This is a genomic window from Limnothrix sp. CMB-01 (assembly GCF_055193175.1).
Genome location: NZ_CM143720.1, coordinates 2,788,284 through 2,801,649 on the forward strand (window position 1 = coordinate 2,788,284; position 13,366 = coordinate 2,801,649).

General features: G+C 54.6%; 13 protein-coding genes and 2 tRNA genes. 10 read left to right on the plus strand and 5 right to left on the minus strand.

The features are described 5' to 3' along the window. Positions 1 to 99: 99 nt before the first annotated feature. Complete coding sequence (locus ACZA91_RS11660) at positions 100 to 720, plus strand: YybH family protein (protein WP_463182397.1); 621 nt, start codon at positions 100 to 102, stop codon at positions 718 to 720. 103 nt (positions 721 to 823) lie between these two features. Here ACZA91_RS11660 and ACZA91_RS11665 read toward each other — a convergent pair whose 3' ends face one another. After that, positions 824 to 1,939 carry a universal stress protein gene (locus tag ACZA91_RS11665; RefSeq protein WP_099532953.1) on the minus strand — a complete coding sequence of 372 codons (1,116 nt, stop codon included), beginning with the start codon at positions 1,937 to 1,939 and terminating at the stop codon, positions 824 to 826. Positions 1,940 to 1,971: 32 nt separating this feature from the next. Next, positions 1,972 to 3,483 (minus strand): HlyD family secretion protein, encoded by a 1,512-nt coding sequence (locus ACZA91_RS11670; protein ID WP_463182398.1) that lies wholly within the window; start codon positions 3,481 to 3,483, stop codon positions 1,972 to 1,974. A 259-nt stretch (positions 3,484 to 3,742) separates the two neighbouring features. Between ACZA91_RS11670 and ACZA91_RS11675 the strand changes: the two genes are divergently transcribed. From ACZA91_RS11675 to ACZA91_RS11690, 4 genes are all read left to right on the plus strand, one after another. Beyond that, positions 3,743 to 3,827, plus strand: a tRNA-Tyr gene (locus ACZA91_RS11675). Between the two features lie 4 nt (positions 3,828 to 3,831). Then, positions 3,832 to 3,903: transfer RNA gene (locus tag ACZA91_RS11680), tRNA-Thr, on the plus strand. Positions 3,904 to 3,984: 81 nt separating this feature from the next. After that, a complete protein-coding gene (gene tyrS / locus ACZA91_RS11685) occupies positions 3,985 to 5,193 on the plus strand; it encodes a tyrosine--tRNA ligase (protein WP_463182399.1) in 1,209 nt (402 codons plus the stop codon). A gap of 180 nt (positions 5,194 to 5,373) precedes the next feature. Beyond that, positions 5,374 to 5,985: a PH domain-containing protein gene (locus tag ACZA91_RS11690; protein WP_099532952.1), complete on the plus strand. Its 612-nt coding sequence runs from the start codon at positions 5,374 to 5,376 to the stop codon at positions 5,983 to 5,985. 33 nt (positions 5,986 to 6,018) lie between these two features. Here ACZA91_RS11690 and era read toward each other — a convergent pair whose 3' ends face one another. Continuing rightward, a complete protein-coding gene (gene era / locus ACZA91_RS11695) occupies positions 6,019 to 6,948 on the minus strand; it encodes a GTPase Era (protein ID WP_463186429.1) in 930 nt (309 codons plus the stop codon). 152 nt (positions 6,949 to 7,100) lie between these two features. Between era and ACZA91_RS11700 the strand changes: the two genes are divergently transcribed. The 4 genes from ACZA91_RS11700 to ACZA91_RS11715 all read left to right on the plus strand — a co-directional run bounded on the left by ACZA91_RS11700 (position 7,101) and on the right by ACZA91_RS11715 (position 11,153). Beyond that, entirely contained in the window at positions 7,101 to 7,232 is a 132-nt protein-coding gene (locus ACZA91_RS11700; protein WP_463182400.1) for a hypothetical protein, read from the plus strand. A 165-nt stretch (positions 7,233 to 7,397) separates the two neighbouring features. Further along, complete coding sequence (locus ACZA91_RS11705) at positions 7,398 to 8,753, plus strand: class I SAM-dependent methyltransferase (RefSeq protein WP_463182401.1); 1,356 nt, start codon at positions 7,398 to 7,400, stop codon at positions 8,751 to 8,753. 254 nt (positions 8,754 to 9,007) lie between these two features. After that, the gene (locus ACZA91_RS11710) at positions 9,008 to 10,354 is read left to right on the plus strand and encodes a class I SAM-dependent methyltransferase (RefSeq protein WP_463182402.1); all 1,347 of its coding nucleotides are present in this window, start codon (positions 9,008 to 9,010) and stop codon (positions 10,352 to 10,354) included. Between the two features lie 310 nt (positions 10,355 to 10,664). Then, entirely contained in the window at positions 10,665 to 11,153 is a 489-nt protein-coding gene (locus tag ACZA91_RS11715) for a type IV pilin-like G/H family protein (RefSeq protein ID WP_190528035.1), read from the plus strand. 131 nt (positions 11,154 to 11,284) lie between these two features. On the opposite strand, the gene ACZA91_RS11720 is transcribed toward ACZA91_RS11715, so the two are convergent. Continuing rightward, positions 11,285 to 12,787, minus strand: coding sequence for an aminotransferase class I/II-fold pyridoxal phosphate-dependent enzyme (locus tag ACZA91_RS11720; protein WP_463182403.1), 1,503 nt, complete (start codon positions 12,785 to 12,787; stop codon positions 11,285 to 11,287). 70 nt (positions 12,788 to 12,857) lie between these two features. Here ACZA91_RS11720 and ACZA91_RS11725 point away from each other — a divergent pair, with 70 nt between their 5' ends. After that, positions 12,858 to 13,109 carry a YiaA/YiaB family inner membrane protein gene (locus tag ACZA91_RS11725; protein ID WP_190354671.1) on the plus strand — a complete coding sequence of 84 codons (252 nt, stop codon included), beginning with the start codon at positions 12,858 to 12,860 and terminating at the stop codon, positions 13,107 to 13,109. Positions 13,110 to 13,175: 66 nt separating this feature from the next. Here the strand turns inward: ACZA91_RS11725 and ACZA91_RS11730 are convergent, their stop codons facing one another. Beyond that, positions 13,176 to 13,343, minus strand: coding sequence for a hypothetical protein (locus tag ACZA91_RS11730; protein WP_190528039.1), 168 nt, complete (start codon positions 13,341 to 13,343; stop codon positions 13,176 to 13,178). Positions 13,344 to 13,366: the final 23 nt, after the last annotated feature.

Here is a 13,366-nt window from a genome sequence, read left to right on the forward strand (position 1 = left end):
AAAATCTAGATCCCAAAAACCTAGATCCCAAAAATCTAGATCCCAAACTAGACGCTAACAACGATTCAAGGGGAAGGAATTGTGATGATGGATCCAAGCATGGCACAGGTATGGCGGCGGTTGCGAGTGGCGATCCTCGGCGCTGTAATTGGCGCGATCGGAACCGGAGCCATGGTTTGCCCGCAGTCGCTGGCCGCCGCCCTCACTCAGCCCCACCGGGCCGAGACCCAACCGGAGCGCCCCCCAATGCCACCCCGAATGCCACCCCGAACGCCACCCCGGATGCGTTCACCCGTGGAATTGACCGAAAATCAGGTTCGATCGCGCTTGGAAGGGCTGCTGGCCGCCATCAAAAACCAAGATATTGAGGCGATCGTCAGCTTCTATGCACCTAATGCGGCAATTCGGGCAACGGTGAACCTCGCCGGAGGATCTCAAATGATTCGGCTTGACGGTCGCCAACAAATTCGAGATTTGCTGGAGCTAGCCTATCCCCAAATGCGCATGACCGCCGTTCGCTACGAAGATTTGGTGATTGAGATTTCGCCCGATCGCTCCCAAGCGGTGGTGACCTGCACCCTGTTTCAGTCAGCGCTGGCTCGCGATCAGCCCCTGAACAGTGTGGCGAATCAGCGGTTGGTGTTTCGCGTCATTGATCAAGAAATTCTGATTACCGAAGATATTTCTGAGGAAACGAGTCGTAGCTTTCCCAAAAATTAATTCCAACCTAGCGACCCTGTGGGAAATTCGTGACCGGGAAAATTACCTAAAAATTCCCGAAAATTCCCGCGCTGAAAACCGGAAACTCCTTGGAAAATATTGATCAAGACTCAGCAGAATTCTGAGAGCGTGGGGCGCGGCTGTCATGACTCATGATGTGCAAATCCACTGACTGCTCCGTTAGGAGATTCATCAATCGGTAGGTTAAAGAGCCGCGCAGCAATAATTGCCACCGCGATCGACGGGTTTCGCCCAGCACAATTTGTGTAATTCGATAATCTCGGGCCACTTTGGCGATCGCCTGGGGAATGTTGGACGCTTGAACTTGTAAAAACTCCCCCCCAAACTCCTCACAAAGTCGCTGACAGCCCTCAATTTGGAGCGCTTCGCTTTTGCTTAAAAACCGATCGGGCGGACAAACAAATAAGCCATACAAGGGCGCATTCATATAGCTCGCCAAACGCGCTGCCCGTCGTAATAGGCGCATCGATCCTTCATAGGTCGAAACACAGACCAACACGCGCTCGTGAATGTTACAAAATGGAGTGCTGGGATCTTGGTCGATCGCCTGTTCTTCAACATTGTCGGCCACTTCCCGCAATGCCAATTCTCGCAGAGCAATCAGGTGGCGACGTTGAAAGAAATTGGTCAACGCTTGGGGAATTTTATCCAGGGCATAAACCTTCCCATCCTGTAGGCGCTCTTCCAAGGTTTCAGGGGTGACATCAATTACCACGACCTCATTCGCTTCCTCAAGAATTCGATCGGGCACGCGCTCTCGAATCACCACACCGGTAATTTGAGTCACGAGATCATTGAGGCTTTCTAAATGCTGAATATTCAGCGTGGAAAACACATCAATCCCCGCCGCCAAAATCAGCTCCACATCTTGATAGCGTTTGGGGCGATCGCTCGTGGGCACATTGGTATGGGCCAGCTCATCAATTAACACCAACTGGGGCTGGCGATCGCAAATGGCGGCCACATCCATTTCCGGCAGCAATCGATTTTGATAAGCAATTTGGGCAGGGGGAACCACCTCCAACCCGATCGCTTTGTCGGCGGTTTCTTTGCGGCCGTGGGTTTCCAATAACCCAATCACCACATCCACGCCCTCTGCTTTTAATTGCTGGCCTTCTTCCAACATGCGGTAAGTTTTGCCAACACCGGGAGCCATGCCAATGAAGACTTTATGTTTACCGCGTTTGGGAATATGCATGAGCCGATCGCCCTTTGAAACTGACTGCGCCCCTAGGGATTGGCCGATCGCCCATTGCCGGGTTTCGCCTTGTTGTTCAAGATGCTGTCGAGGGTCTGCCCCGGTGGCAAATCCGTGAAGACCCGATCTCCCGGTTTAATGCCTTGGAGCACCTGCACCTGATTGCCTAAGGTGGGGCCCAAAACCACTGCGCGAAACTCGGGCTTTTGGGTGGCATTGGGGACTAAAACGCCCGTGCGCCCGCGATCGGTCACCACGGCCACCGTCGGCACAACCACGGCTTGGGGCAGGCGATCGCCCACAAAGACCAAATCCACATTCATGCCCGATCGCAACACCTCCTGCCCTGACAGAATCGCCACGCGCACTTCAAAGGAGGTGACATCGCGCTCCCGAATCGCTTCCGGAGCCACCAGCTTCACCCGTCCCCGAAAGACCCGATCGGGATAGGCATCGGCCGTAATTTCCACCGTTTGCCCCAACTTGATTTGCCCAATGTCCACTTCCGGAACCCGCGCCAACACCTCCAACCCGCTGGCCAGAGCCGCGATCGAGGTGGAAGTTGCTCCACTGCCGGAGGAAGCGGACGTGGTGGGAGTCACGAAGGAGCCGGGTTCCGCATACTTTTGGGAAATGAATCCGGCAAAGGGCGCACGCACCACGGTGTCATTCAATTGCGTTTGGATCAGGGCCATTTGGGCGCGGGCCTCGGCCACATCGGCCCGGGCGGCAGCGATGTCCTCAATCCGGGAACCGTTCCGAATTCGATCGCGCCCCTTTTGGGATTCCACCAACGCCGCCTTGGCTCGATCGACATCCGCCTTGGCGCTGCGGGCCTCTTGCTCAAACCCATCCAGGCGATCGCGCTCAATCACTCCCGCTTCCGCCAGCGATCGGTTGCGTTCCAGCCGTTCCCGCGCCAAATCCAGCCGCGCCTGGGCACTCACCACATCCGCGCGCGATCGATTAACGCGAGCTTCCGCCTCGGCAATTTCTTCCGGTCGGTTGCCGGTTTGGGCCTCCGCCAGCCTTGCCTGGGCCCGCGCCAAGCCGGCCTGGGCCCGCGCCAGTTGCGCCCGCAGTTCCGCATCATCCATCCGGGCAATCACTTGGCCCTTTTGCACCGCATCTCCCTGCTCCACATACAACTCCAGCAGTCGCCCGGAGGTTTTGGGACTCAGGTTCACGGTTTGGATCGGGCGGATAGTGCCGCTTGCATCAATCTTGACCGTCAAATTAGCGGAGGTGACCGGAACGGTCAGCTTGGCCAAGGGATCAACCGCCGGATCCGCTGGCTTGCGCAATTGCCACAGACCCCAACCGGTAGCCCCCAAGATGGCCGTGGCCGCCACCCCAAACAAAGGCCAAAACAAACGGCGCGATCGCTGCTCCCATTGGTTCAGCTCCTGGAGTGCCGAGGGTGAGGCTGGGGGGGCAGATCCAGAGTCCGAATCAGCAGCCGGGGCACTTGATGGAGATCGCTGGGCCGTGCCCGATCGACCCGCATTCGATCGCTGGGTATCAGGCTGAGACTCAAGTTGCACAGGTTGCTACTCAGAACGCGCTAACTATATTCATTATGAAAGGGATTGGGCGAACTGCGGGAGCTGCCGCCCGGCGAAATCTCCACACCCGACGATCGCCCCAGCTGCCTCCCGATCGTCCCCAGTTTTTGCCCCCAGCGTCGCCCAAGATCCCGCCCTAACCGGGCCAAGCGCTGCCTCAAAAAAATTAAAAAAAATTTTGGGCTGCCTATTGGGAATTTTCGATCCTTGTGCTATTGTTATCTCCCGTGGTGGAAGCGGGTCGATGCCCGAGTGGTTAATGGGGACGGACTGTAAATCCGTTGGCTATGCCTACGCTGGTTCAAATCCAGCTCGGCCCACCACCCCGCCTCTGTAGCTCAGTGGTAGAGCGCACCCTTGGTAAGGGTGAGGTCACGAGTTCAATCCTCGTCAGAGGCTCTTTTGATCAGCTCATTGAAATCTTTGAGCGTCGATTGTCAACCCCTATTCAATCCCTATAGCGAATTGAGCGCACCAGTTATGGCAGCGTCTAACTTCGATTGGCTCCATCGCGGAACCGCCGATATTTTTCCCAACCAACCCGACTCAACGGATCCGACCCAGAACCTAGAGCGGTTGTTGGCCACGACCGATCGCCCCTTGCGCGTCAAGCTCGGCATTGACCCCACCGGCAGCGAGATTCACCTGGGGCACAGCATTCCCGTCCGCAAATTGCGCGCTTTCCAGGATGCGGGCCACACCGCTGTTCTGATTATTGGCGATTTCACCGCTCGCATTGGCGACCCCACCGGTAAATCGGAAGTGCGCAAGCAACTGACCGAAGCGCAAGTGCAAGCCAACGCGGAAACCTATTTGGAACAGGTGCGATCGATCCTGGATTTTGAAACGCCTGGCCGCCTGGAGGTGCGCTACAACTCCGAGTGGTTAGCCAAGCTGGACTTAGGCAAAATCTTGGAACTCCTCAGCACCATGACCGTTGGCCAAATGTTGGCCAAGGAAGGATTTGCGGAGCGCTATCAGCAGGAAAGTCCCATCTTTTTGCATGAATTTCTTTATCCGTTGATGCAGGGCTACGATTCCGTGGCTGTGCGGGCGGATGTGGAACTGGGTGGCACAGACCAAAAGTTCAACCTAGCCGTAGGGCGAGATTTGCAGCGCCACTTTGGCCAAAAACCACAATTTGGATTGCTCACGCCCATCTTGATCGGGACAGATGGGGTGCAAAAAATGTCCAAATCCTTGGGGAACTATGTGGCCCTGCGAGAAGACCCGCTCACCATGTATTCCAAGCTGGAAAAGGTGGCCGATGCGCAACTGGAAACCTACTTTGAACTGATGACGGATTTACCGTTGGATCAGTTGCCCGAAAATCCCCGCGATCGCCAGAAATTGTTGGCCCTGGAAATTACTCAACAAATCCATGGCGAGGCGATCGCCCTGCAAGCCCAAAAAGATGCCATGAATTTGGTGTCGGGCGGTGGCGGTGCGGAAAATGTACCGGAATTTTCCTTGGCGCAGGTGGAATTTCCGGCTCCAATTTTCTATCTTTTGAGTGCCACAAAGTTATGCACCACCAGTAGCGAAGCTCGTCGCCAAATTCAAGGGGGCGGTGTGAAACTGGATGGCGAAAAGCTGGCGGATGTGAACCAAAAGTTTGAATCAGCGACGGATTTGTTGGGCAAAGTGCTGCAAGTGGGAAAAAAGAAATTTGTGCGATTAGTCGCCTAGGAACAGCCCAAAGCCTAGCCTGAGAGTTGATTGCCCCTGGCAACCAACAAAATCCGATTGTTATACTGGCTGGTCGGGCTAGCCTCAAAATGGTTACTCAAGCCAGCCTGGCAAGGTTGGGCAAAGTAATGCTGGGCTGGGCAATGCTGGGCTAGGGCTAATCAACAATCGGTGATTCCCATGTTTAAGAGTTTGGCTTCGGATGCCTTGGGTCTCAGTGATATTGGGGTGGTGATTCGTCCCCAGGATTACGGCAAGGTTGATGCGGACGACTACATCATCAATGAAGAAGGCGAGAAAATCTATTTTTTGATTAAGTCCAAGATGGATGAATATTGCTTCACCAACTTGGCGCTGATCCATGTGGATGGCACATCGGCTGTCAGCAAAAAACGCACTTTGCGGCGCTTTAACTATGCCCACCATGCCATTTCCCATGTGACTTTGGAAACGGCGGGAACGCTTGATCGGGATGTGGAAATTAAGTTTTCCATGGGCAGCCAGCATTACTCGATCGATGTGGCCAAAGTCCATATTCACGAACTCAAGGACTTGTATAAGGCCCTGCTGAAAATTGCCTTGATTCAGCAGGAAAATACTGCGTTCCACGGCTATGCGCAAACCAGTTTGAACACGGCGGCCACCACCATCAGTCGATCGACCAGCACTTCAACGGCCGAAGAGCAATTCAAGGCAATTAACCAATACGCATTCAATTGGTTAAAGCTGGCCCATGAGTCCTATGTACGCAAGGATTTTGGGGAAGTTTTCGAGAAGTTTATTAATAACTAATCGCTCGCGGCTAACTTCTTGCGGGTTTGTCGCCTAATCTTCTTCAATTCGGTAACCCAAATCGGCCAGGCGAGCGGGCGATCGCCGCCATTTGGGTTGCAGCTTCACGTACAACTCCAGGTAAACCTTGCCATCAATTAACTTTTGAATTTGTTCGCGGGCTGCCGTGCCGATCGCCTTCAGCATGGAACCACCTTTGCCGATCAAGATTGCCTTTTGGCTGGCCCGTTCAATGTGAATGGTGGCTAATACGCGGGTAATTTTCGGGGTTTCCTCTACCCGATCGATTTCCACCGCCACGGAATGGGGAATTTCGTCCCGGGCATGGAGCAAAATTTGCTCGCGAATTAGTTCGCCCATAATGAATCGTTCGGGGCGATCGGTCACCAATTCCGGGGGGTAATAAAACGGGCCCGGCGGCAGTCGATCGATCAGCGCCTGCAATAGGTCTTCTGTCCCTTCGCCCTGGAGTGCCGAAAACCGCACGATGGGCCAACCCCGATCGGCCGCCAAGGCCGCGTAGGACGCTTCCACCGTCGGATCCGTTTGCAGATCAATTTTGTTCAGCCCCAAAACCACCGGCACGGGCGCTTGGGCCAGCCACTCGGCCACGAAGCGATCGCCCCCGCCTGCTTCCACCGACCCATCGACCACAAACAGCAGCAAATCCGCCGAATGGATGGCCATGCGTGCATTGGCCACCAACACTTTGCCCAATTCGTGGTGGGGCTTATGAATGCCGGGCGTGTCTACAAACACAATTTGCGCATCATCCCGGGTCAGGATGCCCCGCAGTCGGTTGCGAGTGGTTTGGGCGATCGGGGAGACAATGGCCACCTTTTGCCCCACCAAACCATTCATCAGCGTGGACTTGCCAACGTTTGGCCGCCCCACAATTCCCACAAAGCCCGATCGAAAATCGTCGGGAGCCGTCGGAATTCCCAAGTTCAGCGCCTCTAGCATTTCATCCAACGAGTTGGCCACAGCGGCGCGATCGTCCGTTGGCTGGGAATGCTGTTCAATGCTCATAGGGTTGCGACTGACGATGTGGGAAATGGTGTTGGAGAAGATAGCAGGACAAGCCGTTCAAAAGTTTTCAGCCCACGGTGAAATCCATGGTGAAGCCGATTGCTGAGCCGATTGTGCAGCTAATTGCTAGACAAGTTGTTAAACAAATTGTTAAACAGCTTGTTAAACAAATTGTGAAACCAACTGTTAAAACGGATCGACGATCGGGCGGCGGGTAGCGGATTTGGGGCGATCGCTTCGGGATCGAAATGGGGCAATATGGCCAAGGTAGCCTCGGCAACCGCTTGACCACGGCCAATCCATGGCCCCGTCAAGATTCTAACCCGCCCTTGCCGTTGGGTCTTCCCACCCTTGCGTTAGGACAATTATTCGTCAACCCCCGCATGACCGAGCCATCCCTCTTGCCTTCTCCCACGAACCCCGCTGACGATCCGCTTGAGGATCCCCTTGCCAAGGTGCGGGCCCAGTTCGATCGCGCCCCCTATCCCCGCATTCCGCTCGATCGTTTACCGGCCGAAACCCATACCTACTGGCACGATTTCCGCACCGCCTACTATCGTCGCAACCAAAAAATCGCCAACACCGAAGGGCGGTTGATGCTGGATGTGGGCTGTGGCAGTGGATACGGCGTGTTGAGCATGGCTTTGGCCAACCCCGGTGCGCGCATTGTGGGGGTGGACTTGTCGCCCGCTTCCGTGGACTTGGCCCAAAAGCGCTTGGAGCATCATGGATTGGGCGATCGCGTGGAATTTCATGCATTGGCAATGGAAGAATTGCCGCAATTAGGCATGGAATTTGACTACATTAACTGCGATGAATTGCTATATCTGCAACCGGATCCTGCCGATGGGTTGGCGGCCATGAAAGCCGTCTTGAAACCCGATGGCATTATTCGTTCCAATCTCCATAGTCTTTATCAGCGATTTGACTATTTCAAGGCCCAAAGCTTGGCTCACCTGATTGGGTTGATGGATGACAATCCGGGTGAGCTGGAAATGGGAATTCTGACTGAGTTGATGGAGTCTTTGAAGGATACAACACTCCTGAAAATGCGGGTTTGGGATTCTGGGAAAATGAAGGATGAACAGCGGGTGATGATGAACCTGTTGTTTCAGCGTGATCGGGGATTTACCATTCCGCAGCTTTTTGACTATATCGATCGCTCCGGTCTGGAATTCATTAGCATGACCGATTGGCAGTCCTGGGAAGTGACGGATCTGTTCAAAGACCCAGAGAATATGCCCATTTCGATCGCTTTTGGATTATCAGAAGCGCCGATTTCCGATCAACTACACTTTTTTGATTTGATTCGATCGAACCATCGACTTTTAGATTTCTGGTGTGGTCATCCTGACGCGGCGCAACCCTGGACAGCCCTCAGCGATTGGGAACCAGAAGATTGGCATCAATCCCGAGCCGCGCTTCACCCGCAGTTAGATACGCCAGAATTTGCCGCAGACCTCAAAAATGTGGTTTTAAAGGGCACTGATTTAAAGTTGAGTCAACACTTGTCTCTGAACTGGGGTTGGGAGTCGGTCAGCAGCGCGATCGCTCTTGGGTTGTTGCCCCTGTTGGAAGGGATGAAAACCTTTACGGAACTCGCAGATTCGCTGCAACAATTGCGTCCTGTGGATCCAGTAACCTTGGAACCCATTGCGCGATCGGAAGTGGAAGCCGCCTTGCGTTATCTGCTCTCGGAATTGGGTCAAGCGGGTTATTTGTTGGTTGAACTCGCTTGAATTGAACTTGCCTGGATTGAACTTGCCTGAATTGAACTGAATTAATTGGTGAATTGAACTGACGAGTTGACGAATTAACTTGACTTAGCGCGATTTTTTGAAAATTCACGAAAACTCGAACTGAGTAAAGCCAAATTAATTTGAATCAAATCAAATTCAAACCAAACTCAAGTCAAATTCAAGTCAAGTCAGATTGAATCAAATTGAATCGAATTGATTGATTTCGCAGCCCTGATTGGAAGCCCTGATTTGCCATGAATTTTGAATCTTCCGCTGAACGAGAAGCCTGGATTCAGCGACAGTTTGACCAAACGCCTTATCCTCGCGAACCGATCGAAACGGCTCCCGATAGTCAGCCCGACGAATTTCATGCCCACTCCTTGGCCACCGCATTCTATGCCCGCGATCGCCGATCGGTCAGCTCCGAAGGAATGCAGATTCTGGATGTGGGTTGCGGCAGCGGCTTTAAGGGGTTGATGTTGGCTCATCTGAACCCGGGAACAACCATTACCGGCATCGATCTTTCTCCGGCTTCGATCGACGTGGCGATCGAGCGGTTTCGGCGGTTTGATTTGCTCGATCGGGCTAAATTTTTAACCCTCAATATCGATCAGCTTCCTAGCCTCAATCAGCAATTTGACTACATCAACTGCGATGAGGTGCTGTACCTGTTGGAAGATCCCCTCGCTAGTTTGCGGTTGATGGCCAGTGTGCTGAAACCAACGGGTATTTTGCGAGTGAATCTGCATAGCTTCAACACTCGAATTCCCGTGCTTTGTGCCCAGGAATTTTTGCGGGATGTGGGCGCAATTACACCCGATCGGGATGAAAAAACCACCATGGCCCTGGTGGAATCCATTGTGTTGTCCCTGAATCCGCGCAATGTGGATGTGCGGAAAATGTGGGATCGCAATGACACCGAAAATCCTGATATTCGCGAGCGGATCTTGGCTTTTAATTTCATGCTCCACGGCGATCGGGGATTTTCAGTGCCGGAGGTGTTTGACCTAGTTGATGGTGCAAACTTACAGGTCATTGCCCCGGTGGAACCCCAGGATTGGACAGTGAAAACCATGCTGGATCTGGAGCAATTTCCCGAGGAACTGCGATCGCGATTTGCGCAAATCAGTTGTCGTGAACAAATGTATTGGCACGATTTGTTGGTTAGCCGCAACCGATTGATCGACATATTCTGTACGCCAAAAACCATGGCAGAACCGCCGCAGTCGCCCACGGTTGAGCAGTTGATCCAGCAGCCCGATCGCACCCAAGCGGTGCTGCACCCACTCCTGAACAATCCAGAATTTGAAGCCGCCCTCGTGGAATCCTGCCGCTATCTCAAGCCCCTGAACTTCGCGAAATTTTTGCGGCGGCCGGAAGGCATCGCAGCGGCCAGTGCCAGCCTAGTGCCTGTGTTGGTTCCGCTGTTGACGGGGCCCCAACCGATTACGCAACTGATCGATCGGTTCATGCGGGTGCGGCCCCTGAACCCAGTCGATCGCTCACCAGTCGATCGCGCCAGTGCCACCCAAGCGGTTTGCAGCTTCTTGCGGGAACTGGAAACCTTCGGCTACATCTTCCTAGAGTCCACTGAAGCCTAGAGTCGATCCAGAATCCCTAAAAAGGCATCCCTTGGGCACTCCGCAACATGGTGCTGAACAGGTGCTGCGCCCGCCCGCCAAGATCGCGGAAATCATGATCCTGATCCAAAAGCCACCTAAAAATTCCTTGGGGTTAACTCTCGAATATGCTTGTTTAGCAAGGGTTTTCAGGCTTTTTCCCTTGACCCCAAAAAAATTCTGCTGCGGTTGATATGAATCCCCGGTAACCTGGGTAAGTTGCAAGCATGAGGGGAACAAAATCCCCACCTTCCCAACCTTCCTCCCCCGACTCTCGAGGAGACTATCCCAGATGAAAGCTGAATTCAAAGCCAAGCTGATCCAACACCTCGCCCAGCGCCGCAACAGCGAAGAAGGCTTCACCCTGATTGAACTGCTGGTTGTAATCATCATCATCGGTATTCTGGCAGCAATTGCTCTGCCCTCCTTCCTCAACCAAGCCGCTAAGGCTCGTCAGTCGGAAGGTAGCACCTATGTTGGTTCGCTCAACCGTGCTCAACAGGCTTACTACGTGGAGCAAGGTAAGTTTGCTGCTGACCTGAAGACCCTGAACGCTGGTATCAAGGAAAAAACCGATAACTTCGAGTACAAGACCGTTGGTACCGACACGGAAGCAACCAGCACCGCTGATAAGCTGCAAGCTTCTCTGAAGAGCTTCAAGGGCGTGGTGAAGTTGGAAGACCAACAAGCCAAGGCTATCTTGTGCATCACGGCTAAGGAAAATGAAGCTGCTAGCTCTGCTACCAAGTTGGCTAGCGACTCTACCAAGGATTGCAACTAATCAAGGCTAGCGCAGTCCATTGCGAAAATGGATAGCCTTGGGTGGAGCCAGTGTTGTCGCTGGCTCCACCTTGTTTTTTGGGAATTTTTCCTTGGGAATTTTTCCTTGGGAACTTTTCAAGGAGCTGATCGCTAGTGATCGGCTGAAATGAGGACAAGACATTGTTGAACGCTGGGGTCGGCGCAGCCGGTGCAGTCGCCGCCGAGGGCCAGGGTTTGCTGAATTTGGCCGATCGCCTCGGAAGTGATGATTTCCCCAGGCACGATTGCGGGAATTCCCGGCGGATAGGGACAAATCCACTCAGCGGCAATGCGCCCGATCGCCCGGTTAAGGTCGATCGCCTCGGCGGGGCGCTGGCTGGCCTGGCGTGGGGTCAGCGGGGCTGGACTGGGGGGCGCAAGCGACCCGACAATGGCATCCAGCCCCCGATCGGGAGCCATTTGGGGCGATCGCGCCAGGGCCCCCAAAGCCGCCACCAAGCGATCGGCTTCCTGGTCGGTGTTGGCCGGTGTCCAAACAAAGGTTAGGTGCTGGGGGCTGCTGAGTTCGGCGGTGATGCCCCAATCTTGGTCTAACGCTTCATCGGCCTGGTAACCATTCCAGCCAGCCAAGTGAACGGTTAAGCGCGATCGATCCAGATTTGGCCCCGAAAGCACCTGAATCGCTCGATTGCCCGCCAACTGCGATCGCACCCGATCGACCCGCACCAACGTTTGGCCCCAATCAACTTGACCCCACAGCGCCGCCCGCCGCCGAGCCGCGTCCAAGCTGGCCATCAGCAAATAGCTGGGGCTGCTGGAGGTGACCCATCGCAACACTTGATTCAGCCGATCGCGATCGATCAAAGCCTGGGGGTGTAGATGAAGCAGCGCCGATTGGGTTAAGGAACCAAGGGTTTTGTGAGCCGAAGCCACCACCAAGTCAGCGCCGGCCGCCAAGGGAGCGATCGGGAGTTCCGGATGCAGCCCCAAGTGGGCCCCGTGGGCCGCATCGACAATTAAAGGAATACCGTGCGATCGAGTGAGTTGGGCGATCGCGGGCAAATCCGAAACCCAACCGTGATAGGTCGGTGACACCAGCAGCACCGCCTTCGCTTGGGGATAGGTCGCCAGGGCTTGGGCGATCGCCTCGGGAGTCACCACCGTGGGCATTTGCCATTCCCGATCGACCGTTGGCCAAACCCAGCAGGGCCGTGCCCCCGCAAGAATCAAACCTGCCAAAACAGATTGATGGGCATTGCGAGCCACAATCAGCGAGTCGCCATCTTGGCAAACTGCCCCGATCGCCGCCACCAGTCCGCTCGTGGCCCCATTCACCAAGAATCGAGTGAGGCCCGCCCCAAAGCAATCGGCCGCCAACGCTTCGGCCGCCGCGATCGCGCCCTGGGGAGCCGCCCAATTATCCAACCCATCCAGTTCTGTTAAATCCCAGGCCCAGCAATCGCCCCAAGTATCCGCCAACAGCGGGTCGATCGCCCGGCCCTTATGACCCGGCACATGAAACCGCCCCGATCGACGGCCCGCGCGATCGGCCAGCGCTTCGAGCAGGGGTGCGGCTTGCTGACACTCAGCATGATGACCCGTGTGATGACCCGTGATTGCGTTTGCGATCTCAAACTGTCCCCCCAATTCCATGCATCCCCATCCTGTATTTCACAATCAATTCATTCAAGAGCCATTCCTTCCACCCAAAACACCCTCTACCATGCGCCACACCACCGCCTGGATCGTCCAAGTTTGGCTATCGTTTCTGTTTTCAACCGGGGGGACAGCCCTTTGCATCTATTACCTTCCGGTCGATACCTGGATGAAATTTGCCATGTCCATGGGTTTGGGTTTCACCATCAGCTCAACCCTGACGCTGGCCAAAACCACCCGCGACCAATATGAAGTCAAACAATTGGTGGCCAAGGTCGAAGAAGCAAAGGTTGAAAAACTGTTGGCCCAACATCATTAACAGAAGGAGACTGAGACATCTCTTGAGGTGCTCGCAAATCACCAATCACCTTGGCTTGGGCAATCTCTAGGGGTAGTCATCCACAACGGCAACCTGACCCGTCGCCCCCGCGCCCAACCAGCGCCGCGATCGCCCAACCGCGCGGGGACTGCCAAAGTCCGGTACTATGTTGAACTGGATTTCCCAAAAAATTAGCCGCGCAACCGGTGGGATGGCGCAATCGATCGCCGCCACCCTTGCCTAGGCAATCCGAACCC